This is a genomic window from Geosporobacter ferrireducens, assembly GCF_001750685.1.
Lineage (GTDB): Bacteria > Bacillota > Clostridia > Peptostreptococcales > Thermotaleaceae > Geosporobacter > Geosporobacter ferrireducens.
The window spans coordinates 3,425,258-3,452,257 of the sequence record NZ_CP017269.1; the positions used below are offsets into that span (position 1 = coordinate 3,425,258).

Below are 27,000 nucleotides of genomic sequence, written 5' to 3' on the forward strand. Positions count from 1 at the left end.
ATAGGTAGGCCATATCCTCTTCTTTTCTGATCTAAAACAGGCTGGACAGGTGAGAATAAGGATAAATTATTATTGTACAAGCAGGGCGGCTAAATTCAATAAATTTTACAGGATCAGTACAATCCAAGGGGAACGAAATGGGAGTTAAAGGGAGCGAAGAAGTTTTATGCGCTATTTCATTCCCTTTAACTCCCATTTCGTTCCATAAATATATTATTGTGGAAATTTATGTGATATAGTAAAGTCGTAATAAGTAAAAAGAGTGGCTTCTAATTTAAGATACTATTTTACAGCATAAGTTAATTGTACATAAGTATATAAGCAACAAAATCAGATAACTGAATTTCCACTCTTACTCTATTTATTAGATAAAAAATTGATACTTAAGGAGGTGAACACCATGTTATACATAAGGTCACCGTGCCAAGTAAAAAGACTCTTGTATATCCCCATATCTTGACCTCTGCAAAGTCTTTCGATCGGGTAGATATTTAAGAGTCCTATATCTAAAATTGTATATCATAAAAACACAAAAATCAAATTTTTAAAAAATGAGGAGGTTTTCTTATGAAGAAAATACATATAAGGTTTATGTTGATGTGCCTTTGCATAGTAATGGTATTTGCATCATCATACAGTGTATTTGGGGAAAACGCAAACAACTCAGATGATGATAGGACACTCATTCAAGCCACAATCCAAAAGTACTTTGACAGTTATTACAAAACCCTAAAAACAGGAACCTACGTTGATGTGGCTGATTTATTTACTGACAATGATGAGGCAATGATACCGCAAAGAATACTTAAAAATCACCTATTACTTTTTAAAGAATTTGGTAGGAGCTATAATTTCTATGAGTTAGCACTAGATTTTAAAGATATAAAAACAGATAAAAATACTGCCAAAGTAAAAATGATAGAAAACGCCCAATTTCAATACAATGTATCGCCTAAAGACATTATATCAGAAATTGGTAATGTCGAGTATATAATAGAGTTAGAAAAGATAGATGATACTTGGAAAATATCATCCATAGATTCAGAAACCAACTTAAACTATGAGTACGTTAAAAATGAGCTGAAATTATTCAATACCTTAAACTCTAAACAAACGAAAAAGCAGTATATTGCAAATATGTTTGATAAAAAAGATAATTATACTAAATCGCTGAAAAACTCTTTGAAAAAAAGCTTTGGGGCTGATACTGCTGCTGAGGCAATTGTTGACACTGATACTACCAGCGATTTAACTATACAAGCTACATACAGTTATGATATTGATAAAGGAATCAGATACGCAAGAGCTTTTGCAAAAGAATCTAGTCTTGAAGATTCTAAAAAAATATTTGCTGCAGCTTCACCTGATTGCACAAATTTTGTTTCTCAATGTATATGGGCTGCTTATGGAGGATGGGATGAAAGTAGTGTTACAAATAGCAGAAATAATGTAGGCAATAAAGTAAGAATGACGACTTCTTGGTATGGAGCAAAATTTGGTTATGGTGACATTTCTAATGCTTTTGCAGGTGTAACATACCTTTATAACTATGTTACTTCTTCAAAAACCACAGGGCCGAAAGGAACTGGCTACGGAGAAGCATCTACAAGCAGCTTTAATTTAAATAATGTTGGAAGAGGTGATGTTGTACAGTTCTATAGTAATTCGTATGGAAATTGGAGACATTCCGTGTATGTTTCCTACGCGTATAAAACCTTAACCGAAAATATAATTTTTGTTTGCGCCCACTCTGGTGAGGCTCTAGATGAAGATATACTAACCTATCTCAATAATCCAGACAAAACCAAAGCTAGGGGAATACGTTTTTCTTCAGCGAATTTTTAACAATTAGACTAATTTACGAGTAATTAAAGAGTAGGGAGGCAGAGGTGTTTTATTGTTGCAAATGCCTCTCTTATCATTCACATAGATTATAATGAACAATATGATGAATATATTTAGGGAGGAAGTTACATTGAAAAAAAGTTTTGTAATTTCAATGCTTGTGGTCATATCGCTACTCTTTGCTGGTTGTGATAGCGATAGCATAAAAGCGGACAAAGAGAATGTAAATATCCAAGCTGACAGCGAAGTAGATAAAACAAACATGGATGAAGTTATTTCGGATTATATTATACGCTATGTGAATGTATTGCATAAACCAACAGAAAAACAATTTGAAGAACACAGAATATACGGTATAGAAGAGAAGGCGGATAGAATAACCGTGTATCTATTTTCTATATTTGATGGGTACTCCTTTAGTGATGGATACTTTAAAAACCTAGCATATTCTACAAGATATGTAGTCATTGAATTGGAAAAAAAGAATGGACAGTTTGAAGTGGTTAACTACAAAGATTCTGTAGTAAGTGAGGACGTGAAAAAAATGTTTCCTACAGAGTATGCAGAAAAAGCATTAAATGAAAAACCTAAAGATTTACACGATGCTATAAAAAGCAAAGTAGAGTTATGGTTAAAATCGCAGGGAAGAATGGAAAAAACAGAGGGGTCTTGAATTCAGTAAATTTAGGGATGATTCTCGAATTTACTGGATTCATTTGATTAGGCACTACATAAACAATCCCAAACTGGATTGGAAATATACCATAGTTTGCAAGATTTATGAAGATAACTAAGTCAAGAAACGTTCCGGGCTTTACTTGACTTTATAAATACTAAAAGAATAAATTAAGGGAGTTGTTATCATGAATATTTTCTTGATATTGGGACTTATTTTTATGCTTGGAGTTATTGCATGGAACATAAAACAAGGTTTTCTGATCATTGAGGAGCGTCTGAAAAAAATAGAAGAATATTTAAGGGATTCTAGAGAGGACACTTAAATTGAATGAGTTTACCAGGAGCTATCGATGTTGAAGAAGAAGGTATTGCTGTAACAATTTAAATTGATCACATCTCAAAAATATTTTTTTAAAAATTTTTCAAAAGTGGTTGATTTATTGATCCATTTGTCTGTTTTATATAGGGTGGGATCAAATTTAAAATTAGAGAAGAGAAGAATATTTTTTTAACTATTTTTACGAACGTATATTCGGTAAAAATGGATATAACTCCTTTTATCCCTGCTAAAATAGTTAATTCAATCCTATCCTTAAAATTTACAGAATTTTTTATAAAATTTGGGTGATTTTATAGCATAAAATCTTGTCTTATATAGTAGGGGAAGCTTAATTACTTTAAGCTTAGGTTTTTTACTATTGGGAAAGTGTGTATGGAGGTTTACATAAGGAGGGGATAACATGGATCACCTGACAGGAGGCTTTCTAGAAGAGGATACAGGAAATAGGGATCTATATATCAATGATATTCTATTGAAAGAACGGACATCCATCTCTAGAAAGCCTCAATAAGAAATTTAATGACTGCCTATTTAGAATCAACCTGTGCAGCTGTAGAACAGACTAAGAAAACAGATTGGAGGGGAATAAGCATGGAAATATTTAATAACTTTATTTCAAACTTAGGCTTCCCCATAGCCGTAGCAGCCTTTCTGTTAATTCGGATAGAAAAGAGGTTGGATGAGCTGAACAAAACCCTTATTCAGGTAGTTGAAAGCCTTGTAAAGGCTGGTCGGTAAAGGAGGTCCTCCGATGAGTGATACTTCGATGAGAGATCTTTTTGACCAAGCAAAAGATGGAAATCATGAAGCAATCGGCGCTTTTTTAGATATATTTAAACCTATTCTTTATAAAAGCAGTATTGTAAATGGCTACTTTAATGAGGACCACTTTCAAGAGCTCAGCATCAAGCTGATTTATTGCATCAAAACCTTTCAATTTATTAATGTACCAGATGTAACAGAGTATTTTCATTAAATCAAAGAGACGACAGTTGTCTTATTACATGCAACCTATAATAGACTTGTGACTGGAAACCATTATTTATATACGGATCGACGAGGGTGTCGATCCGTATATTTCTGCTTTATGTTTACGCGGTGCGACTTTAGATTTTTCGGGAATACAGGAAGTCCATCAGCAGTGATTTTTCAGCCAGTGATAGGCGCTGTATGAAAGTGCTGCTGCACCAAGGGGAAGAACATCTTCATTAAATATAACTTTTGAGTTATGAGAGCCTCCCTTGTGATAGTAGGGTTCTGCACCGCCGGCACCAATGCCGAGAAAGACTGATGGAACGGCTTCGGCAACCAAAGCGAAATCTTCGGAGCCCATTTGTCTGGGAAATGGAAGCAGCTGGATGCCCAGCTCATTCATGTATTTTCTGATTTCCAATGCCAAGGCTTCATCATTGACTGTTGGGCATAGTCCTCCCATATATTCCACCGTGCAATCAGCGCGGAAGGTTTTTGCAGTCCCTGCAGCAATTTCTTCCAGCCGTGTTTTGACAAAAACGCGAACATCCTTGGAAAAGGTACGCAGACTGCCTGTCATTACGGCTGTTTCAGGGATGACATTGGGGGCATCTCCTGCATGAAGAGTGCCAATGGTAAGCACAATGGGCTCATGGGGATCAACTTCCCGCGTTAGAATCTCTTGTAGTGCCATATAAATATGTACAGCCACATGAATGGGATCAATGGGATTCTGCGGGATTGCGCCATGACCGCCTTTGCCTGAAACCGTTATGCGAAATACATCCGATGAAGCCAGAATAGGCCCGGTTCCCCAATACATCATACCGACATGCATATTGCCGGGAAATACATGCAGCGCCATGGCCGCATCAACTTTTGGGTTTTGAAGTATACCGGAATGAAGCATTGCAGCAGCACCGGCCATATTTTCTTCACTAGGCTGGAACATTAATTTTACAGTGCCGTCAAGTTCTTCCTCGTACTGCTTGAGAAGCTTTGCTGCTCCCAGCAACATGGCTGTGTGTATATCATGACCGCAGGTGTGGGCACATCCGTTGGTTGCAGAAAACGCCAGTCCGCTTTCTTCAATCATTGGAAGTGCATCCATGTCTGCACGCAGCAGAATGACCTTTCCTCCTTTTCTTCCGCCAATGACAGCGGTTATCCCACCTTTGCAGATCTCTTCCGGTTCAATGTTCATTTCTGTTAGCTTTTCCATGACAAAACGGGTGGTTTGAGGTAAATTATCTCCGACCTCCGGGATTTGATGTAAAAATCTGCGATAGTGAATCAATTCCTCTTTCATTTCGTGAGCCGCATTTAAAAAGTTTGACATGTTTACACAACCTTTCATAGATTTGCTAAAAGGGTATCTATAAGGAATAAAGCAAAAACAGTGCCAATTCTCATATTTACCGAAAAGTTCTTCTTTAGATTGTTTATCTGCACGGCAAAGAATATAATAAGGATAAAGTCTTATTAGATACAAGGTGTAGGAAGGGGGATGGGTTGTGCAGAAAAAGATTGCATTAATAACATTAGATTCCCAGGCAGTGTTTTTTTACGCTTTGCAGATAAAAGAATTGTTCGGAGACATTATCAAAATAGATACATACAATATCCAAGATAGTTCTGCATTTTCCATACGGAAGGCAGATCTATATGTGATTTCTACGGATGCATTTGAAAGCAGTGAGGACATCAATAAATATTTGCCCCTAGACAGTGACATCGTAGAGATTCGGGTAACCTTTACCAAGCGAAGTATCAGAGAACTGTTGTCTTTGCCGAAGGGAACCCGGGCCATGTTTGTAAACCTAAGCAGTAAAATGGCTATTGAAAGTCTGACCCGATTGAATCAGCTGGGAGTCAATAACATTGATTTTGTTCCCGTGTATCCGGGGATGGTAAAAATTCCAGAATTAGATTTTGCAGTTACCCCGGGAGAAAAGCGGCACGTTCCCTCCTGTGTGGCACAGATTATGGACATCGGCCCCAGGGTATTGGATGCAGCCACGATTGTTGAAATTGCTTTGAAGTTGAATTTGGAGCATCTGCTGGAACAAAGCAAATTTTTAGATTATTTCAGCTCCATCGCAGATAACAGCTATAGCTTCTATCGTTTATTCGGTCGGTCCATCCGGTTAGAAAGTCAGTTTGAAATATTGATGGATATTTTAGATGATGGGATTATAGGGGTGAATGAGGAAAATATTGTGTTTGCCTGTAGTTTAAAAGTAGAGCAGATTCTAGGTGTAAAAAGAAACTTTGTACTGAATAAACCTGCCAATGAAGTTTTTCCTTTAATTCCCTTTGGTGAATGCAGAAGAAATTTGCACATTATTAAGTCCCGGCTGATTAAAATTGCGGATACAGATATTAGTCTTTCTGTAACCCCTGTTATACGTGGCGGCAAATACGTTGGCGCCTTTGCGGCAGTAAAGCGTTTTAATGATGAGGAGTATAATCAGCACAAATTAAGAAGGCAGTTGTTAAATAAAGGCCATAAAGCCAAATATACATTTAATGACATTACAGGAAATAGCCCGTCTATAAAAAAAGCCCGGGAGATTGCTAAAAAAATGGCCATCACAAATGGCTCCATTTTAATAACCGGAGAAAGCGGTTCCGGCAAAGAACTTTTCGCACATGCGATACATAATCATTCACCAAGGAGGGAATACCCGTTTGTTGCCATAAATTGTGCGGCTATTCCTGATAATCTGTTGGAAAGTGAGTTATTTGGATATGAGGAGGGTGCATTTACCGGCGCCAAAAAAGGGGGGAAGCTGGGTTTATTTGAATTTGCCCACAAAGGAACCCTATTTTTGGATGAGATTGAAGGAATGAGTGCAAATCTGCAGGTAAAATTGCTCCGGGTGATACAGGAAAAAGAAGTTTTGCGTATAGGAGGAAATAAAATTATCAATGTAGATGTGCGGATTGTTGCAGCAACCAATGAAAACCTTATGGATATGGTTGAGAAGGGAAGCTTCCGCAGGGACCTGTATTATAGACTGAATACACTGCCCGTTGAACTGCCGCCCCTGCGGGAGCGGGGAGATGACATTATGCTGCTGTTTGAACATATGAAAATGAGTTTGGACAGTAAATTTATTCTTACTGAGGAAGCCCAAAATGCGTTCTTACAGCATAAATGGAGTGGAAATGTAAGAGAACTGCGAAATTACGTGGAGTACCTCACCTATATGGATATTCCTGTGGTAGCGTATGAAGATTTGCCTCCCGCCTTAAAAGGAAATCCGGTGATGGTGATACAGGATAAAATGAGGCATAAGGATAAGGCTCAGATTGAGGTTTTTATGAAGACTGTAGGCAGTGATGAAGAGGCCTGTTACTTTATTCTGGAGCAGCTTTATGAAGCCACGAAAAACCGCAAAGCCATTGGACGTAAATTCATGGCGCAAGAAGCCGAAAGGCAGGGAATTTTCCTTACGGAACAGGAGATACGAAGACTTCTCCTGCATCTGGATAAATTTCAATTTGTGAAAGTTTCTAAGGGACGAGGAGGCAGCAAGATTACGGAAAAGGGGATTCAGTTATTTGAAAAAATAAAAGAAATGGTTAATAAGGTTGAAGTTTGATATCTTCAACCATTAAATACCGGAGAGGTGACAAAAATTATTTTTCTATGATGCAGCCGGACTGTTGAGCAAGACATATTTTCATAAAAACCCTCTCTTAAGCTCCCAATTTGCGACTGGGCGAAGACTAATTTTTCCAGCTGTTTCACTCAGTAAAAGTGGCCTGATTGCGGAGCCGGGAGGATCTTAAGAGGAGGTTTTCAACAAGCGCAGCGGAGACTAGAATCTCCGCTGTGCTATTTGCCGGTTGTAATGCATAAAAGGCAGAATAATAGCGGCATAGTCCTATGTAAAGATCCTATTTTGAAGCTTGCCTTCATTTGGCATAATTTTTGCAAAATAAACCGATGTAAAAAAATAATTTGAAAGGATGGACATAGGATGCGATATAATTTTGACGTACCTGTAGATCGGAGCAATAATTTGGCAGCAAAATTTGATGAGCGAAAAAATAAATTTGGAAGGGAGGATGTGATTCCCCTGTGGATTGCGGATATGGACTTTATGGTTGCCCAACCTATTATGGATGCCATTCAGCAGCGGGCAAGCCAGGGAATTTTTGGGTATACGTCCCGCCCGGTCTCTTATTTTGAGTCCGTGTGCGATTGGCAAAAACGCCGTAATCATTGGGAGATTGACAGGGATCTGATTGGATTCAATTTAGGGGTTGTTCCTGCTTTGTGTACTGCAGTGAGGGAGTTTAGTGAGGAAAAGGATAAGATATTGTTTTTGACCCCTGTTTACTCAGAGTTTTTTGATACTGTGGAGAAATGGGGCCGTATAGCACTTACCAGTGCATTGAAGGAAGAAAACCAGCACTATACTGTAGATTTTCAAGATTTTGAAGAAAAACTCAAACAAGGTCCGAAAATGTTTATCCTTTGTAGTCCGCATAACCCTGTAGGCAGGGTATGGTCAAGGGAGGAGCTTGTCAAAATGGGTGAATTGTGCTTGAAATATAATGTTATGGTAATTTCTGATGAAATTCATTCTGATTTAATGCTATGGGGCAAGAAGCATATCCCTTTTGCTTCGATTTCAGAAGCCTTTGCAAGAAACACAATAACCTGTATCTCTGCTACGAAAACCTTTAACCTGGCAGGGCTGCAAGCCTCTACTACGATATTCCCTAATGCAGAAGTAAAGGCAAAGTTTGAAGGTTTTTGGCAGCGCCTGGATATTACCAGGAATAACTGTTTTAGTGTTGTGGCGGTGGAAGCGGCTTATAGGTATGGAGAGGACTGGCTTGAACAATTACTCCGCTATGTAGAACAGAATATCCTTTACGTAAAGGAATTCTGTGATGAAAATATTCCTCAAATAAAAACATATTTTCCCGAAAGCACCTATTTAATGTGGTTGGATTGCCGGGCGTTGAATCTTGGAGGGGATGCACTGGTGAATTTTATGGTAAATGAAGCGAATCTGGGACTGGGCGATGGAAGAGCCTTTGGTACGGATGCCGGGTTTATGCGGATGAATGTGGCATGTCCTAAAGCTACCCTTGAAAAAGCAATGAATCATTTGAAACAAGCGGTAGATCGGCTGGTAAAATAGGGGTTTGGTTACATAGCTATATAAAAATAAATGATAAATGTAAAAAAGGAGGAGAAACATGGAAAAAATAGGAGTAAAGCAGAAAAGTGAGAAAAAAGGCTTTATCGCCCGGGCCTTGGATCGGGTTGAACGCGTGGGCAACGGGCTGCCGGATCCGGCAACTTTATTTATCCTTCTTGCCTTAATCACCATTGTCACATCCTTTATCTGTGCACAGGCCGGTGTTTCTGTCACTTATGAAGGATATAACAGTGCAACCGGAAAAATTGAGGAGGTTACAGTAAATGCCGTGAATCTGCTTGCACCGGACAGTATCCGACATATGGTAACGACGGTAGTAAGCAACTTTACCAGCTTCTTTGCATTGGGGACCGTTTTTACAATTATCTTAGGGGTTGGGGTTGCTGAAGGTACAGGGTTTATGGCAGCATTGCTTAAAAAAGTAGTAGCGGTAACCCCCAGGAAAGCGGTTACCGCTGTGGTGGTGTTCCTTGGAATCATGTCTAATATTGCATCTTCTACAGGCTACGTAGTGCTGGTTCCATTGGGAGCAATTTTGTTTATGGCTTTTAAAAGACATCCTATTGCAGGGCTTGCAGCGGCATTTGCCGGTGTTTCGGGGGGGTGGAGCGCAAATCTGTTGATTGGCACCAATGATCCTATGTTTGCCGGAATGTCAACCCAGGCAGCCCAGATGATTGATCCGAACTATGCAGTTATGCCCATTGCAAATTGGTATTATATGTTTGTTTCTACCTTTCTTATTACAATCATAGGGACTTTGGTTACTGAAAAGCTGATTGAACCGAGATTGGCTCCTTTTGATTTTTCAAGTGCCGGGATTGTACAGGATATTTCTGTTGATGAGAAAAGAGGCATACGGTTTGCCGGTATTTCAGCATTGGTTTATATTGCTGTGATGCTTCTGTTGATTTTACCCCAAAATGCACTTTTAAGAAATCCTGAAACGGGGGACATTCTTAAATCTCCGTTTATGAGCGGGATCATTTTCTTTATGATGCTCTTATTCTTAATTCCCGGTGTGTTTTATGGTATTGGTGCAAGAGTCATTAAAAATGACAAAGATGTTATTGCTTTAATGAATAAGGCCATTTCAGGACTTTCTAGCTTCATGGTGCTGATATTCTTTGCTGCACAGTTTACAGCCTGTTTTAACTACTCCAATTTAGGAACCATCATATCTGTATCCGGTGCTAATTTCTTAAAATCCGTTGGATTTGTAGGATTGCCTTTAATTATCTGCTTCATCGTTCTCACGGCATTCATAAATATATTCATCGCAGTTGATTCAGCAAAATGGGCAATCATGGCTCCTATATTTGTACCGATGTTTATGCGTTTAGGTCTTTCTCCGGAGTTGACACAGGTTGCCTATAGGATTGGAGACTCCAGTACCAATATTATTGCTCCGCTGATGCCTTTCTTTGTGCTGACCGTCGCCTTTTTCCAAAAATATGATAAAAAAGCAGGGATCGGCAGTGTGATTTCTACCATGCTTCCATATTCCATTTGCTTTCTCCTGGGATGGATTGTCCTATTTATTGGGTGGTACTTGTTGGGTTTACCGCTAGGCCCTGGAGCACCATTATTTTATCCTGCGGTATAATGAAGATGAAAAGAAAGCGTACTCTGAGGGGTACGCTTTCCTTTAAAGGGGGAATGGATCGTGTTGTCGAAACAGCATAAAATTAAGGAATTGATGCGTAGAAACGGAATAGAGGGTGCAATTGTCGCTTCGCCGGAAAATTTTCATTATGTTACGGGTTTTGCCAGTCATCAGCATACGGTTTCCAGACAGCCTGGGTTTGCCAGTGCGGTCATGAGGGCAGAGGATGCGATAGAAACCCATGTCATTGCAATGGATTTTGAAGTGCCAGCCTTGCAAGAAAAGATGAGTGATTTTACAGTAAAAAAATATGACACCTGGGTAGGTGTCCGCGAATGGGACGAGGTTGTTACCGGGATTGAAAAAGATTGTCCCAATACTTTTGAAACTTCAATGGATGTGTTGAGAAAAACGGTTGAAGCATTAGATTTGGCCAATAAAAGCATTGGAATAGAGATGGATTTCCTTCCTTTAAACTATTACAATAGATTAAGAGAGAGCTTTCCGGAGGCAGAATTTGTTAATATCTCCGACTTATTTATTTTTTCAAGAAGTGTGAAAACTACAGAAGAGATTAGCGTATTTCGCCGGCTTACCCGTGTTGCTGATGAGGCATTAAGCCATGCCAGTCGGTTTGTACGGATTGGCACTTCAGAATGTCAGGTTGCCCAAGAATTCCGCAAGCATGTTATAACTTCGGGGTGTTGTGCTCCCAGCGCATGGAGTACCTTCAATACGGGCATAGACAGCTCAAGGCTCTGCCTGCCCAGTGACAGAAGGATACAGGATGGGGATACTTTTAAATTCGATGGAGGTGTAAATGCTGAATTCGATTTTTATACCACGGATACCTCCCGGACATGGATTGTTGGCAATGGGCATCCAGCTCTTTTGGAGCTAAAGGACAGATTGTATGAAGGTCAGCGGAAAATGATTGAAGCCGCAAAACCGGGACTTCCCATCAATGAGTTGTTCCATATTGGTTTTGATTATGTAAAAGAGAAATACGGCTGCTATCGGAGAGGCCACCTGGGGCACAGTATTAGCATGGGTCCCCAAACGGCAGAAGCACCCTATATTCATCCGGGGGAAAGGCGTCCGCTGGAAGCAGGGATGGTTCTCTGCATAGAAGTCCCTTGCTATATCCGTGGTAAGGGCGGTTTTAATATTGAAGATATGATACTGATCACTGAGGATGGATGTGAGATATTAACTTACAGAACGCCGCATTATCTTTGATGGATAAGATGAAAGGAGTATGGATATGAAAATTTTAATTGTGGGCGGTGTAGCAGGGGGAGCCAGTACTGCAGCCCGTTTAAGGAGAAATAGTGAAAAAGACGAGATCATTTTGTTTGAAAAAGGAGCCCATATATCTTTTGCCAACTGCGGACTGCCTTATTATATTGGGAATGTGATTACGAATAAGGAGGCCCTGCTGCTTCAAACGCCAAAGAGCTTTCAAGACCGGTTTCGGGTAGATGTACGGGTAAATAGTGAAGTGGTTTCGGTAAATTGTGAGAAGAAAACAGTTTGTGTTAAAAACCACGATACCGGTGAAACCTACATACAAGATTATGATAAACTAGTACTTTCTCCCGGGGCAGCACCAATTGTTCCCGAAATGAAGGGAATGGCATTCAATCATGTCTTTACCTTGAGAAATATTCCCGATGCTTATGCCATCAGGGATTATGTAGAACATACCCGACCTAAATCTTGTGCAATTATCGGCGGGGGTTTTATCGGTCTGGAGATGGCAGAAAACCTGCAAAGATCAGGAGTAGAGGTAAGTGTGATTGAAGCAGCATCTCATGTAATGGCACCTATCGACAACGATATGGCCCATGATTTACACAACTATATGCGTGCTAAAGGGATGAAACTCTATTTAAACAGCAGAGCGCTGGCGGTTACAGAGAACTCCGTTGTACTGGAAAAGGGTATAGAGGTTGCGGCGGATATGATCCTTATGAGCATAGGCATAACCCCTGAAACCGGATTTTTAAAAGACAGCGGGATTGCCCTTGGGCAGCGGGGAGAGATTATTGTCAATGATTACATGGAGACCTCTGTGAAGGACGTGTACGCTCTGGGAGATGCTGTGAGTGTAAGGCATATTGTCAGCGGCAAGCAGATGCTGATTCCGCTGGCAGCTCCTGCGAATAAACAGGGACGGATTGTTGCGGATAATATTTGCGGTCAAAAGCAGAAATATAGAGGAAGCCAGGGGACATCCATCTTAAAGCTTTTTGAGATGAGCATTGCGGCTACAGGGGAAAAGGAAGCATCACTCATGAGCAGTGGAATTCCCTATAAGAAGGTATTTACCTATTCCCTGTCCCATGCAGGATATTATCCGGGGGGAAGAATGATGTCCATAAAGCTGTTGTTTTCTCCTGATGAGGGGAAGATTTTAGGTGCGCAGATTGTTGGCTATGAGGGTGTGGATAAACGCATCGACACCTTTGCAAATGCTTTGCGGTTTGGACTGACCGTATACGATCTGCAGGAAATGGAGCTTGCCTATGCACCACCTTTTTCATCTGCGAAAGATCCTGTCAACATGGCCGGGTATGTGGCAGGCAATGTACTGGATGGGAAGATGAAGCCCTTTTATATAGAGGATCTATCCTCTATTCAAGAAGAAGCCGTTTTGCTTGATGTTCGTACGGATAAAGAATTCGAAGGCGGGCATATCCATGGAGCGGTAAATATCCCTCTGGACAGCTTAAGGAGTCGTCTGAAGGAAATTGATAAGAATAAAAAAGTTTATATTATCTGTCAAATTGGATTAAGAGGGTACATCGCACAGCGGATTTTGGATCAAAATGGATATGAAACCCTGAACCTTAGCGGCGGTTATCGGCTCTATAGAGCTGCTGAAATGGATGAAAAGGATGAGGCAGAATTTTATCGAAACTGCTTGCATTGCGGAAAAATAATTGAATAGCACTACTCGTAGGATTTTATTTTCTGTCCAAAGGTCATTCATTCCTACTGGTTCCCGTTTCATTCCAATAGGACGATCAATAATGGAGCAATAGGATTATGCAGGCAGACAAAAGAACCGTCCCCTTGTCTGTGTTGGATAGATGGTTGACAGTTTCCGGGGCAGGCATTATACTATAAGTGAAAAGGAAATAAAGTGAGTACTTAGGTGCCCTTCGGGGAGAATAGGGAATGAAGTGAAAGTCTTCAGCGAACCCGTCACTGTGAGGAGGAGCTGCTGTCAATACCACCGGAGAGCCGGGAAGGGACAGTGAGCGTTGAATCGAGCCAGGAGACCTGCCTAAATGTACTGCATCATGGATGAAGGTAAAGTTCATGGTCTATTTGGTTTACAGGTAGACTATGAACTTTTTTATTTTTGAAAAAAGGAGGAAGAAAAAATGCGTTCAAAAACTTTCAAACTTACTTTAATGGGGATGTTTGTTGCACTTAGCTTTGTGGGTTCCTACATAAAAATTCCCAGTCCATTTCAAAGCATTGCTTTAGATGCAATGCCTGCTTTTTTAGGGGGGCTAATGCTGGGTGGTGTTGAGGGCGCTGTTATTGGTTTTCTAGGTCACATGCTAACGGCTGCAAATGCAGGATTCTACTTGACTCTGCCGATACATTTACTGGTAGCAGCTATGATGGCACTAACTATCTATGTATATCATTGGACGTATAAAAAGACAAATCTGGCAATAGCTGGCATTGTAGGCGTCTTCTTAAATGGAGTAGGGGCACCTCTTGTATTGGCACTAATGCCGCAGTTCGGATGGGGTTTTTTTATGGGAATCGCACCTTTTCTTACCTTTGCCAGTGCTGTAAATGTAGGTATATCCCTTGTGGTATTTACTGCGGTGAAAAAGACAAAATTCGTTCAAAGCATAGGATTGGATTATGGAAAGTAAACATAGAGATATAAGTCTGGTTGCTTTACAAGGAGATCAGATGCTGGTGATAGCTTGTGATTCCTGTGGTGCCGTTGGCAGTAAAGCAGGGGATCAGGTTAAAGTTCCCCCTCATATTGTAGGAAAATATACAACCAGGGTAGCTGTTATGGAGGTTATGGCTACGGGTGCAAAACCTGTTGCAGTGACTGCCAATATTTGCAACGAGCCGAGCCCCACAGGAGAAGAAATCATGGAGGGGATCAGGCAAGAGCTGGAGGAATGGGATTTGAAGCTTCCCATTACTATCAGTACAGAGAAAAATATGCCGACAGCAATGACTGCACTGGGCATAACCCTCATAGGTACGGTAGCCAAATCACAGTTGATGATTGGAAAAATATCTCCCGGTGATTTGGTATATAGTTTGGGGTTGCCGAAGATTGGAGATGATGTGGCAGCAGACCAAGGTGAAATCGCAGATGCCCGGGTGATGAAGAAGCTCCTTCAATTGGAAGGGGTCAAAGAGATTATTCCTGTAGGATCTTCTGGAATTAAAGGGGAAGTAAATAAGCTGGCAGAGGCTTATCAGCTGAGGTTTGACGTACTAAATGATGAGCGGTTGGATATGGAAAAGTCTGCCGGACCTTGCACTGTAGTCTTAGTGGTTACCGATCGTGTATTTGCCAATACTTTTGAAGTACCCTGTTACTTTATTGGAAAACTAGAATAGTACCCGGAATGGGTACTATTTTTACATATGATAAATATCAGAGAATTCTATATGAATTTTTTCCACATTACAAGGGGGTTCAATGGGATCATTATTCGGCTGGCATTCTTCTAAATGGATTACAGGCAGGTCAATAATGAAAGTACTTCCCTTTTCCACTTCACTCTGAAGCCTGATTGTCCCCAGATGCATTTCAACTAAAGATTTTACGAGGGCCAAGCCAATTCCACTGCCCTCATGGTTACGTGTGAGCAGTGGGTCTACCTGCCGGAAACGCTCAAAAATAACTTCCTGTTTATCTATTGGGATCCCAATACCTGTATCTTTAACCACGATTTCCACCCGTTTACCATAGTCGATGAAATTAACAGAAATACTGCCCTCCATGTTCGTAAATTTAATAGCATTAGAAAGCAGATTTAGAAGAATTCTTTCAAATTTATCGGGATCACAAGCCATATGCTTCTGATCGGTATTGCTATTGAAAGTAATGCTGAGAGCTTTATTATGTACATAATCCGCTACGGACAAGGTAATCTCTTTAACAAGTGAGACCATATCACAATTACGGTGCTGGATTTGGAAATACCCTGAATCAATCTTTGTGATGTCCAATAAGTTGTTGATTAGCCGCAGCAGACGGTAGCAATTTTGCTTTAATATCTTTTTATAACGGATAATCGGATATAGCTCTGCCGGAAGGGTTGTACCTTGAAGATGCAGATCATATAATTGCAACGTTCCCAGAATCACATTAAGCGGTGTTTTAAATTCATGGGAAATATTAGAGAAAAATTCAGTTTTCAAACGGTCATATTCTCTTGCTTCCTGTAATAATTTCAAGTTTACAGCCGCCTCTTTTCTTTCCTCTTCGGCTTTCTTCCGGACGGAAATATCTCTGCAAATATGCTGGACAGCAGGTTTCTCACCAAATATAAATGGAATCGATGCCATTTCTATATCTAAAATTTCTTGGTCATGACGGACAAATCTAAATTCTTCAAAGGATGGAGAGACGTTCCGGGTATAAATTTTTTCGAATTGTTGTATCAACCGGTCCCGATGTCCATCAATTATGGACAGAAGAGTTTCAGGCGGTTTTCCCAGCAGCTCCTCAACGGAATGAATACCCAGCATAGAAGCGGCAGCAGGATTTGCAAAGACGATTTTATGGTCCTGTTCAATGGTGATCATATCCGGAGACAGATCGATGAGACTGCGATAACGCTGCTCGCTTTCTGATAAGGCAGCCTCTGCAAGAATTCGCTCGGTGATATCAATATTAATGAGCATGATTCCTTCAGAAACCGGGTAGATGTGAATTTCAAACCACCTTGTATGGTCATTATCGAAGGAAAAAGAATCTACCATCACATCAGGGGTTCGATTCTCCATAACATGCTGCATCGTTTTTAAAATACTGGATTCAGCGAAATAAGAAAAGGCCTTGAGAAGATTGACACCGATCAAGGTCTCCTTAGATTCCTGAATAAATAGCTGATGGGCCATGTCGTTGGCCAGTAAAACCTTCCAGTCATAGTTAATCACGATGACCGCATCGGGAATTGATTCTAAAAGTACTCTGTACTTCTGCTTTGTTTCAGATAGCGTATGGATTAATTGCAGGTTTTCCAGATCCCGGGACTTTAAGATTTTTGTAAGTGATCTATACCGGTAGGTTAAGAAAACAAAAACGAATAGGAGTGCAATGACTGCGGAATGGATTATCTTAAGATCATCCAACCCTATAGCATAGGTAATATATGTAAAAAAAGAAAAAATATCTAGAGAGTAGAAAATTGAAAATAAAGTAACCGCAAGAAGAAACAGATAAAATAAGGGGGATTCTAGGGTACCAGAATACATTTTCTTAAGTGGATATGCTTTTTTAAAGTGGCGAGTGTGCTCCATGGGATCCATACGACCTTTCCTATAAATAATTAATAAAATTTTAACAATGAATATAATATTCGTGTTAAATTTCTCAATATAGTTTAAAAATCCTCTGTCGTTTTACATGTTTTGCTCGACAAATTCATGTAAAAAGCAACAAAAGAAATTGTTAACACATAACGTAAACTAAAATGACAAATAATGTTGACAAAAGGAAAAAAGCAATATATCATTAAAAAGTAACCTACATAAGAAAGGAAGAAATAAAATGAGGATGAAAACAAGAGACATGATTTTGGTAGCATTATTTGCGGCACTTACGGCAATTGGTGCATTTTTAAAAATTCCAACGCCGATTGTGCCATTTACTTTGCAGTTCTTATTCTGTGCCTTTGCGGGCGTGTTCTTAGGAGCTAGGCTAGGTCTATATTCACAGCTGCTTTATGTGGGAATTGGCTTAGCGGGTATTCCTATTTTTACTCAAGGCGGCGGAATTTCTTATATATTTCAACCGACCTTTGGATATCTATTAGGTTTTATTTGCTGTGCCTATATCATTGGAAAGTTAACAGAAAATCTTGGAGAAGTAAAGTTTGCAAATGTATTTTTACCGGTAGCAGCAGGTTTGGCGGCTGTGTATGCAGTTGGAGTTCCTTACCTGTATATCATTATTAATCAATATCTTGGAAAGCCAATGTCCTTTATGGCAGCCGTAAAAGTAGGTCTTGTACCTTATATTGTTCAAGATGTGCTGCTAAGCGCATTGGTAGCTTTTACAGCAACAAAGGTGGTGCCTATCCTTAGAAGGGCAGGATATGTGGGAATAAAACAAAACTAGGAGAGAAGATGAATGAAAAAGTATATTGAGCAAATAAAAGAAAAAATTCTACAAGGTGGAGCGATTACATTTGAAGAAGCGCTCGAGTTAATGGAAATTGATGAGATGGATGAAGATGCGTTGGCTCACTTCTACAGTGCGGCCAATGAAATACGAAAGAAATATGCAGGGAACAAGGTAGATTTATGTACCATCATGAATGCCAAATCAGGAAAATGTTCTGAGGACTGTAAATATTGCGCCCAATCTGTACACTATACGACAGGGGTAGACGAGTATGACCTGCTGAATTATGATAAGGTGCTGGAACGAGCCATGGAGATGGAAAAAGAAGGAGCCCATCGGTTCTCTTTAGTAACCAGTGGCAGGGGTGTCGATGGAGAAGATTTTGAAAAATTGTTAGAGATTTATAGCAGATTAAAACAAGATACAGATTTGAAAATCTGTGCCTCTCACGGAATCATTTCTTACGAGCAAGCCATGAGGTTAAAAGATGCAGGTGTTAGCATGTATCACCATAATGTTGAAACAAGCAGTACATATTATGAAGAGATTTGTACGACCCACAGCTATCAGGATAGGATTGATACCATACAAAATGTACAGAAGGCGGGAATGGAACTTTGCTGTGGCGGGATTATCGGCATGGGAGAAAGTGTAGAAGACCGCGTAAAAATGGCTTTCGAAATCAAGGAATTAGGTGTAAAATCAATTCCTGTAAATATATTGAATCCAATTAAAGGAACACCACTGGAAGATACAGAAACCATGATGCCGGTGGAGGCATTGAAAACGATGGCATTATACCGCTTCGTGATTCCGGACTGTTATATACGCTATGCAGGTGGAAGAATGCTGTTAGGAGACTTGCAGGAGGTAGGTTTCCGCGCGGGTGTAAATGCGGCACTGGTAGGAAACTATCTCACTACCATCGGCAGTAAAATAGAGGATGATATTCGGATCATCCGATGTGAAGGATTAGAAGTATAAACGCCCCTTGCATATGGTTGTGCAGCTCGGATATAGCAAACCATATGCTTATTTTTTATAAATGATTTTACCTGGAGGGAAAGATAAGAAGATGGCAAAAGGAATCTTTATTTTGGGAACGGATACGGATGTAGGCAAAACGGTGATTACGGCCGGGCTTGTGCATACATTGCGGTCAAAGGGACATCATGCGTGCAGCTTTAAATCTGTTCAAAGTGGCGGGATTGATGAGGGCGGAAAACTGATCTCTGCCGATACGAGATTTGTAAAGAGAGTGGCAGATTTCCAGGAGGACGATAGTCTTTTAAACCCTTATTGTTTAAAAACTCCTGTATCCCCTCACCTGGCAGCCAGACTGGAAGGGATAGAAATCGAAAAAGAAAAGATATTCAATGCCTATAATACGTTGTGCCAAAGATATGATTTTATTGTAGCTGAAGGAAGCGGAGGCTTGATGGTGCCGCTGCTGCATAAGGACTATATGATTTATCATCTGATCCAGGATTTAGGACTGCCCGTAATCGTGGTTGCAAAGGCAGGTGTAGGCACCATCAATCACACCTGTCTTACGGTTCAAGCCGCCCGTCACTTTGGTATTGGTGTTAAAGGGATCATTATCAATGGTTATGGCGGATCTGCAGCAGAAGTGGATAATATACAAATGATCCAAGGATTTACCGGGGTAACTGTACTGGCAACCATTAGAAAACTAGAGAATATTAATGTAGAAACGGGGTCCATGGGAGAACTGAGAGAAGAATTTGATGAAAAGCTTTCAATAGAGAAACTTATAGTGTGTATGGCAGAAGCAAAGGAAGTGAAGTCAAATGCATGATTTGCAGAAAAAGGATTTGCAATACATTTGGCATCCCTGCTCCCAAATGAAGGATTATGAAACTTTTCCCCCTATCGTCATTGAGCGCGGAGAAGGGGCTTATCTGTATGACGTGGAGGGGAAGTGCTACTTAGATGCAGTTTCTTCCTGGTGGGTGAATCTCTTTGGACACAGCAACAAAAAGATTAATCAGGCCATTGCAGCGCAGGTAGAAAAACTGGAACATGTAATTTTTGCAAACTTCTCCCATAAACCAGCCATCCGGTTGGCTGAGGAGATCGTAAAAATTACCCCGGGAGGCCTCAATAAAGTATTTTTTGCGGATAATGGCTCCTCCGCAGTAGAAGTCGCTTTAAAGCTGAGCTTTCAATACTATCAGCAAATTGGAAAGCCAAAGAAAACGAGATTTGTAGCCATATCTGAAAGCTACCATGGGGAGACACTGGGTGCTTTGTCTGTGGGAGACATTGATTTATATAATGAAATTTATAAGCCGCTGTTATTAAAAACCTTTAAAGCAGAGGGACCGGACTGCTATCGCTGCAAATACGGACAAAGCCGTGAGACCTGCGATGCCCAATGCTTTGAAGCCATGAAAGCGGTCATAGAGGTCCATCATGAGGAGATTGCAGGGGTGATCATAGAACCCATGATTCAAGGGGCTGCAGGGATGAAGATCTATTCTCCCATTTATTTGAAAAAACTTCAGGAGCTGTGCACCCAATATGATATCCATATGATAGCAGATGAGATTGCTGTAGGTTTTGGAAGAACAGGAAAGATGTTTGCTTGTGAGCATGCAGGCGTGTCTCCTGATATTATGACTCTTTCAAAAGGATTGACAGCGGGCTATATGCCTTTATCCTTGACTTTGATGACGGATAAAATCTATGAGGTTTTCTATGACGATTACCTGGCACTAAAGGCTTTTATGCATAGCCACAGTTATACAGGCAATCCAATAGGCTGTGCCATCGCCTGTGCATCTTTAAAGATCTTTCAGGAAGAGAATATTTTGGAGAGTAATCTTATGAAAGCTGCCTGCATAAGGGAAAAGGCTGAAAACCTCTTGAAATATCCACATGTAGGGGAGTTCAGGCAGCTGGGTATGGTAGGGGCGATCGAATTAGTAGAGAATCAGGAGTCAAAAAAAGGTTTTGATTGGCAGAAAAGGGTAGGCTACCAGCTTTATCAGATGGCATTAAAAGAAGGGGTATTGTTGAGACCTTTGGGGAATGTACTTTATTTTATGCCGCCCTATGTAGTTGAAGAAAAAGAGATTGACTTAATGATCGGAACAGCTGAAAAAGTAATCAAGGAATACTTTGGATATGCCTGATAGCTGTGGGTTGGAGAAAATAGAGGTTGGTGTATTTTGAAAAACGTAAGGCATGGAAGCGCGCGAATGAGCTCCATGCCTTATATTTACCCTATCCCCTTTTGAACGAATTAAAATATTGATGTATTTAAACCCTATCTATTCTACAATTCTTTTTTCAAGAATTTGATCCATACTAAAGTTTTCAATTTGTAGATAGTACTCTGCACAATCTATCAGAGACTTCATCGGGACCAATCCGATCACTTCACTGCCGATGACAGGAACACCATAGCGTTTTGCCTCCATTTTTACCATTTCAAAGGCAGTATAGATCGCTGTTTTTTCATAATTAACTAAATTCATAGATACTTGAACGATATTCCTTTCCTCCAGCTTAACGCCCATACCCTTGGCATATCTTAAACCGCCGCCTAGAAACCGTACTTTCTTAGCGATTTGATTTGCAATTTCAATGTCGTGGGTACCCAGATTTACATTATAGGCGATCAACGGAACACGGGCACCCACTGCAGTAGCACCGGATTTAGCATTCATTTCCTGCGGGCCGAAATCAGGTTTCCAGTTATCGTCCTTAATTTTTTCAAAGAATCCTTCGTATTGGCCCTTTCGTACATCTGCAAGATTTTTTCGATCGGGTTTTGTTGCAGCTTCTTCATAGAAATATATCGGAATATTTAATTCTTCCCCCATTTTCTGTCCTACTTCCCGAGCAAGTTGGACACATTCTGCCATTGTGATATCGGAAATAGGAATAAAAGGAACGACATCGGTGGCACCCATTCGGGGATGTCCCCCTTGGTGGGTTGTCATGTCAATCAGTTCAGCTGCTTTTTTTGCCAGATTGAAGGCTGCTTCCTTAATCGGTTCCGGACTTCCAATAAAGGTGACGACTGTTCTGTTATGATCCTCATCAGAAGAGTAGTCAAGAAGCTTTGCACCTTTTACCTTCCTTACTTCTTCAACGATAGCCTCTATGATATTATTGTCTCTGCCTTCGCTAAAGTTCGGTACACATTCAACCAATTTTGCCATAGTATATCCTCCTTATTGGGTGAGAAAGTTATTTTAATAGATTAATAAACCAGACGATATTCGGTAAAGCAATTAAGTCGATTAGGAATGCCCCTACCAATGGGACAATCATGAATGCTCTAGGAGACGGTCCATACTTTTCTGTTACAGCACCCATGTTTGCAATCGCATTGGGTGTAGCGCCCAAGCCATGACCAGCCATACCTGCAGACATGATGGCTGCATCAAAGTTTTTACCAAGCAGTCTAAAACAGATAAAAATTGTGAATACAATTATGAATGCGACTTGTGCTGCCAGGATGACAAACATTGGGATTGCAAGACCGAAAAGCTCCCACAGTTTTAAAGTCATTAAGGCCATAGATAAGAAGATTCCCAGAGACACGTTTCCGATCAAGTCAATGGTATATTGATCAAGGCGTACCAGATGGATTCTGTCATTTAGATTTCTAAACAATACGGCAAGGAACATGGCACCTACATAACCGGGAAGGACCTGACCGGTAACCTTTGCAAACCATCCTGCAGCCATGGAACCCAGCGTCATGCAAACTGTAATTACGGCCATATGGATCATCATAGAATGGGAAGTGATTTTTGATGTTTCTGAAGTTCCGGCGATTTGTTCAAAAGTCTCAATCGTTTCCATATCAGAGGTATCCGGTTTTAACTGATGCTTATCTATCAGATAGCGGGCGATGGGTCCTCCGATGAGCCCACCGGAAATCAAACCGAAGGTTGCAGCGGCCACAGCCACGGTAGTTGCCCCTTGAACACCTAGAGCTTCAACAGTAGGGCCAAAGGCTGCCGCAGCACCGTGGCCGCCCTCCATAGACACAGCACCGGCCATAATGCCCAATAAAGGATGAATACCCGTTAGTTTTGCAAAGGTGAGGCCGATTATGTTTTGAGAAACTGCTAAGAAACCGCACAGCAGCCAATAGATGATCAGCGGGAGGCCGCCCTTTTTTACTAACCCAAAGCTTGCACCCAATCCCACAGTGGTAAAGAATGCAATCATGAATGGAGACTGAAAAGTAGTTTCCATCTTGAGGGTAACGATATTGCCCTGTTTCAAAATGAGCGCCAGTACAGCAAATAAGAGACCTCCGATTACAGGTGCAGGGATACAGAATTTTTCAAAAAAGCTAACCTTTTTTCTTAAAGAATAACCCAATAATAGCAGTAAGATAGCGATGGCCAGTGTTGCGACCATGTCTACACTTAATGTAAAAATACCGTCAATCATTTCCGTTTTCAATAAAAACCCTCCTTCTATATTTAACGTATCTGCCATGGCACAATATATTATTGCAATGGTCATGCCAAGTTAGGAAAACCTTTTTTCGAATTTAGAAAGGCTGTAATTCAGCCAATTGAAGTGGGATCATTTCGGTTTTGCTATTGGGAAGCATCATGGGATAAAAAAATGCCCTGCAAATTTTTACGCAGTGGCAAAATTTGCAGGGTTAAGTGAGCTGATATTCTTTGATTTTGTAACGGAGGGCCCTTTCACTAATTCCCAGAATCTCTGCGGTTCTCTTGCGATTTCCCTCATATTTTTTCAATGTAGCAGTGATAACTTTTTTTTCTATATGCTTCATAGACTCGCCTACAGGGATCGGGAGGAGATCATCATGGGGATTAAATACATTTTCAGTTATAAAGAGCTCTTCGGGCAGATCTTCTTCATGTATAAAACTATGATTTGTCAAGGCAACTGCACGCTCAATAATGTTTTGTAATTCCCGTACATTGCCGTCAAATTTATATTTTTCAATGATATCTAAGGCTTTGTGGGTAATTCCCTTAATTTCTTTGCTGAAAGCGATGTTATATTTTTTAATGAAAAAGTCTGTAAGCTTTGGGATATCCTCTTTTCTTTCGCGGAGTGGCGGCATATGGATATGAATCACATTTAACCGATAAAACAAATCCATACGAAAGGTGTTCAATTTAATTTCTTCACGCAGATCCTTATTGGTAGCAGAGATGAAGCGAACATCTACTTGTATCTCTTTACTGGCACCAATCGGGCGGATTTTCTTATCTTGAATAACGCGTAAAAGTTTTGTCTGCAGATTTAGATCCATATCGCCAATTTCATCGAGAAAAAGTGTTCCACCGTTAGACAATTCAATAATTCCCTTTTGGTCCTCAAAAGCGCCTGTAAAAGAACCTTTTTTGAAACCAAATAATTCGCTCTCCAGAAGATGACCGGGAATTGCAGAGCAGTTGATAATGTGAAAGGGCTTATTTTGACGATTTCCGCAGGTGTGTATGGCTCTTGCTACTAATTCTTTGCCCGTACCGCTTTCGCCTGTAATCAATACATTGCTGTCAATATCCTTAATTCTTTCAATAAGGTCAAATACATGGGTTATTTTTTTTGAAGTGCCGATGATATTATAGCGGCCTTGGTTTAAGCTTATTTGATCTGTAAGATACTTTATTCTGCTGTTTAATGACATATATTCTTTTGCTTTTAGCAGCAGGAGATGCAATTCATCTATATTGATGGGCTTTGCAATGTAGTAAAACGCACCGGCTTTCATCGCTTCTACAGAGGATTCAATCGTTCCGTAAGCTGTCATCATAATCACTACAATATCAGGCTTATGGGTTTTAATTTGCTTTAGGAGCTGGATACCGTCGCTGCTGCCCAAACGCAGATCGAGTAATATGATGGCAATATCCTGCTTTGTTAGAAGCTGGAGTGCAGTCGATTCGTCCTCTGCCACAAATATTTGATATTCATCTTCTAAGGCAAAGCTTAGTGAGGTACAGATAGATGTTTCGTCATCAACAATGAGCAATTTCTCCAAATTGATCCTCCTCCGGTTTTTTGAATTGAATGGTAAATGTAGTGCCTTCATTTTTCATACTATGAACCATGATTTCTGCTTCATTTTCAACCAGCAATTGATAGCATACGAATAAACCTAGGCCTGTTCCTGTTGATTTTGTTGTATAAAAAGGGTTATAGATTTTATGAAAACTTTCTTCATCAATGCCACAGCCATTATCACGAATGGAAAATAATATATGCTGAGGGGTTTCCCTTAAGTCCAGCATAATTCTTTTTTCGTCCTTATCGATGCTTTCAAGTGCATTTAAAAGAATATTAATGAGCACCTGACGCAGATGATTTTTATCCATATAAATGTGTACATTTTGGGGAACATTGCTCATAATTAGAATATTTTCTTTTTCTAATTTATTATGCAGTAATTGAATGACTCCATTTACTGCATCGAGTAGAGACAATTTTTCCTTAAAGGGTTTCCTTGGTCGGGAATATTCCAGCAAATCGTTGATAAGTGTATTTAAGCGGTCAATTTCTTGCGGAATATCTTTTGAAACCATCGTCCGAAATTTTGGATTATCGAATTTTTTTGGAATGAGCTCCGCATAGGTTTTGATAGCTGTTAATGGATTTCTAATTTCGTGAGCAATACCGGATATCAGATTTCCGAGAGATTGAAGTTTATCTTTTGTTTTAATATTTTCCTGCATCCACCGTTCTTCTGTTACATCCCGAAAGGTTAAAATAATTTCTTCTTGTTCAGGATCGATACTGCGAAGCAAACTCGTTTTATAATTGAGAATTATTTTTTCATTTTCGATACATAATTCTTTTTCTTGATTCTTATTTGGCAGCGCCTGAATATCCAAGATCGACTGAACCGGGGTATCATAATATTGCTGATTGATCAGTGAATGATCTTCCATTCGAAAAATATAATGAGCTTGTTGGTTTGCAAAGGTAATATGGCCTTTTTGATTGATTGTTACAATACCACTAAAAATTTCGTTCAGGATTTTACTGCGAAAATCCCTTTCTTCTTGAATCAGCATATTTTTCTGGATAAGATTTTCATTAGCTTCTTGGATATGGCGTGTTTGCCGGTAGACTTCTTTTTTTAACAGGTAGTTCCAGCGATAAAAGATTAATAGGGCAATGAGTGAACACAGAGCAGCAAAGGCTGCACCTACTAGGAATCTACGAATATACCAACTTGGAAGCTGTGTGGGCTGCCCAAACCATTTTCTGTAGATTTTATCATAGGTTCCATTCTTTTTAATTTCACTAAGACTTTTGTCAAGGAGATGAAGCGTTTCGGTGTTTCCCTTTTTTACTGCCATGGCGTATTTTGTTGGATTGAGTGTTTCTCCTGTCATTTTAATTTTATTTCTAGCACCCATTTGATTCATCAGGAACACACCGGCTAAGGTGTTGCCGATATATGCATCTACTTCTAGATTAAGTAAACGCTGCATTGCATGCTGCTGATCTTTGCAAAGAAAGATGTTGATTCCGGACAATTTGCGGAGATCGGTAATGACTACATCTCCTTGCTGAACGGCTACTTTTGATCCGGATAAGTTTTGAAAGCTGTCTATTTTCTCATTATCAATACTTACAAATATAGACTGAGAGTTTTCTAAATATTCTCTGGAAAAATCATAATAGAGTTCACGATCTTTTGTAATTTTCATCCCCTCAATGACATCCATTTCACCAAGCTTTAGTTTTTCGCAGGCTTCATGCCAATTCATAGGATAAAACTGTAACTCTACCCCTGCCTGTAAAGCGACGGCACGCATAATATCTACATTAAAACCTGTATAGTTGCCATTTTCATCTACATATTCGTAGGGAGGAAAATTACTGTCTCCTGCAACCTTTAATACACGGGTTTCTGAAAGTTGGGGGACAGTATTTTGTTCTAGCGGGGAAGGGGCTGAAAAACCACTAAGTAGAATAATGGTTATGAGCAATCCGATTAAAAATTTATTTTTCATACGGAACACCATCCTTGTATCTA

Annotated in this window: 22 protein-coding genes and 1 riboswitch; of the genes, 16 read left to right on the forward strand and 6 right to left on the reverse strand. The window is 40.1% G+C overall.

Features of this window, described 5'->3' with window-relative positions:
* The first annotated feature begins 567 nt into the window (after positions 1-567).
* The 5 genes from Gferi_RS16050 to Gferi_RS16060 all read left to right on the forward strand — a co-directional run bounded on the left by Gferi_RS16050 (position 568) and on the right by Gferi_RS16060 (position 3,839).
* Positions 568-1,845, forward strand: coding sequence for an amidase domain-containing protein (locus Gferi_RS16050; RefSeq protein WP_069978239.1), 1,278 nt, complete (start codon positions 568-570; stop codon positions 1,843-1,845).
* 130 nt (positions 1,846-1,975) lie between these two features.
* Positions 1,976-2,518 carry a hypothetical protein gene (locus Gferi_RS16055; RefSeq protein WP_069978240.1) on the forward strand — a complete coding sequence of 181 codons (543 nt, stop codon included), beginning with the start codon at positions 1,976-1,978 and terminating at the stop codon, positions 2,516-2,518.
* 190 nt (positions 2,519-2,708) lie between these two features.
* Positions 2,709-2,846 (forward strand): hypothetical protein, encoded by a 138-nt coding sequence (locus tag Gferi_RS28200; RefSeq protein ID WP_156782416.1) that lies wholly within the window; start codon positions 2,709-2,711, stop codon positions 2,844-2,846.
* A 608-nt stretch (positions 2,847-3,454) separates the two neighbouring features.
* Entirely contained in the window at positions 3,455-3,601 is a 147-nt protein-coding gene (locus tag Gferi_RS27675; protein WP_156782417.1) for a YvrJ family protein, read from the forward strand.
* 13 nt (positions 3,602-3,614) lie between these two features.
* A complete protein-coding gene (locus Gferi_RS16060) occupies positions 3,615-3,839 on the forward strand; it encodes a helix-turn-helix domain-containing protein (RefSeq protein ID WP_156782418.1) in 225 nt (74 codons plus the stop codon).
* A gap of 159 nt (positions 3,840-3,998) precedes the next feature.
* On the opposite strand, the gene Gferi_RS16065 is transcribed toward Gferi_RS16060, so the two are convergent.
* Positions 3,999-5,174: a M20 metallopeptidase family protein gene (locus tag Gferi_RS16065; RefSeq protein ID WP_069978242.1), complete on the reverse strand. Its 1,176-nt coding sequence runs from the start codon at positions 5,172-5,174 to the stop codon at positions 3,999-4,001.
* Between the two features lie 175 nt (positions 5,175-5,349).
* Between Gferi_RS16065 and Gferi_RS16070 the strand changes: the two genes are divergently transcribed.
* From Gferi_RS16070 to Gferi_RS16100, 7 genes are all read left to right on the forward strand, one after another.
* A complete protein-coding gene (locus Gferi_RS16070; RefSeq protein ID WP_069978244.1) occupies positions 5,350-7,443 on the forward strand; it encodes a sigma 54-interacting transcriptional regulator in 2,094 nt (697 codons plus the stop codon).
* Between the two features lie 381 nt (positions 7,444-7,824).
* Positions 7,825-9,000: a MalY/PatB family protein gene (locus Gferi_RS16075; RefSeq protein WP_069978246.1), complete on the forward strand. Its 1,176-nt coding sequence runs from the start codon at positions 7,825-7,827 to the stop codon at positions 8,998-9,000.
* A gap of 58 nt (positions 9,001-9,058) precedes the next feature.
* Complete coding sequence (locus tag Gferi_RS16080) at positions 9,059-10,627, forward strand: AbgT family transporter (protein ID WP_069978248.1); 1,569 nt, start codon at positions 9,059-9,061, stop codon at positions 10,625-10,627.
* 60 nt (positions 10,628-10,687) lie between these two features.
* Positions 10,688-11,866, forward strand: coding sequence for a M24 family metallopeptidase (locus Gferi_RS16085; RefSeq protein ID WP_156782419.1), 1,179 nt, complete (start codon positions 10,688-10,690; stop codon positions 11,864-11,866).
* A 25-nt stretch (positions 11,867-11,891) separates the two neighbouring features.
* Positions 11,892-13,580, forward strand: coding sequence for an FAD-dependent oxidoreductase (locus tag Gferi_RS16090; RefSeq protein WP_069978250.1), 1,689 nt, complete (start codon positions 11,892-11,894; stop codon positions 13,578-13,580).
* A gap of 188 nt (positions 13,581-13,768) precedes the next feature.
* Positions 13,769-13,937: riboswitch (cobalamin riboswitch) on the forward strand.
* Between the two features lie 82 nt (positions 13,938-14,019).
* Positions 14,020-14,529 carry an ECF transporter S component gene (locus Gferi_RS16095; protein ID WP_069978252.1) on the forward strand — a complete coding sequence of 170 codons (510 nt, stop codon included), beginning with the start codon at positions 14,020-14,022 and terminating at the stop codon, positions 14,527-14,529.
* Positions 14,519-15,241 carry an AIR synthase related protein gene (locus Gferi_RS16100; RefSeq protein WP_069978254.1) on the forward strand — a complete coding sequence of 241 codons (723 nt, stop codon included), beginning with the start codon at positions 14,519-14,521 and terminating at the stop codon, positions 15,239-15,241. The genes Gferi_RS16095 and Gferi_RS16100 overlap by 11 nt, the downstream gene beginning before the upstream one ends.
* Positions 15,242-15,262: 21 nt before the next feature.
* Here the strand turns inward: Gferi_RS16100 and Gferi_RS16105 are convergent, their stop codons facing one another.
* On the reverse strand, positions 15,263-17,161 hold the full coding sequence (locus tag Gferi_RS16105; protein ID WP_069978255.1) for a sensor histidine kinase: 1,899 nt from the start codon (positions 17,159-17,161) through the stop codon (positions 15,263-15,265).
* A gap of 241 nt (positions 17,162-17,402) precedes the next feature.
* Between Gferi_RS16105 and Gferi_RS16110 the strand changes: the two genes are divergently transcribed.
* The 4 genes from Gferi_RS16110 (at position 17,403) to bioA (ending at position 21,136) form a co-directional block, all read left to right on the forward strand.
* Positions 17,403-17,972, forward strand: a complete 570-nt coding sequence (locus Gferi_RS16110) for a biotin transporter BioY (RefSeq protein WP_069978258.1) — start codon at positions 17,403-17,405, stop codon at positions 17,970-17,972.
* Positions 17,973-17,984: 12 nt separating this feature from the next.
* Positions 17,985-18,962 carry a biotin synthase BioB gene (gene bioB, locus Gferi_RS16115; protein ID WP_069978260.1) on the forward strand — a complete coding sequence of 326 codons (978 nt, stop codon included), beginning with the start codon at positions 17,985-17,987 and terminating at the stop codon, positions 18,960-18,962.
* 91 nt (positions 18,963-19,053) lie between these two features.
* Complete coding sequence (bioD, locus tag Gferi_RS16120; RefSeq protein WP_069978262.1) at positions 19,054-19,797, forward strand: dethiobiotin synthase; 744 nt, start codon at positions 19,054-19,056, stop codon at positions 19,795-19,797.
* On the forward strand, positions 19,790-21,136 hold the full coding sequence (gene bioA, locus Gferi_RS16125; protein WP_069978264.1) for an adenosylmethionine--8-amino-7-oxononanoate transaminase: 1,347 nt from the start codon (positions 19,790-19,792) through the stop codon (positions 21,134-21,136). Before bioD ends, bioA begins: the two co-directional genes overlap by 8 nt.
* A 138-nt stretch (positions 21,137-21,274) precedes the next feature.
* Here the strand turns inward: bioA and ftcD are convergent, their stop codons facing one another.
* The 4 genes from ftcD to Gferi_RS16145 form a co-directional block, all read right to left on the reverse strand.
* Positions 21,275-22,171 (reverse strand): glutamate formimidoyltransferase, encoded by an 897-nt coding sequence (gene ftcD / locus Gferi_RS16130; RefSeq protein ID WP_069978266.1) that lies wholly within the window; start codon positions 22,169-22,171, stop codon positions 21,275-21,277.
* Positions 22,172-22,199: 28 nt separating this feature from the next.
* A complete protein-coding gene (gene gltS, locus Gferi_RS16135) occupies positions 22,200-23,432 on the reverse strand; it encodes a sodium/glutamate symporter (protein ID WP_207645760.1) in 1,233 nt (410 codons plus the stop codon).
* Positions 23,433-23,640: 208 nt separating this feature from the next.
* Complete coding sequence (locus Gferi_RS16140; RefSeq protein ID WP_179948106.1) at positions 23,641-24,996, reverse strand: sigma-54-dependent transcriptional regulator; 1,356 nt, start codon at positions 24,994-24,996, stop codon at positions 23,641-23,643.
* Entirely contained in the window at positions 24,974-26,977 is a 2,004-nt protein-coding gene (locus tag Gferi_RS16145; protein ID WP_069978269.1) for a transporter substrate-binding domain-containing protein, read from the reverse strand. Before Gferi_RS16145 ends, Gferi_RS16140 begins: the two co-directional genes overlap by 23 nt.
* Positions 26,978-27,000: the final 23 nt, after the last annotated feature.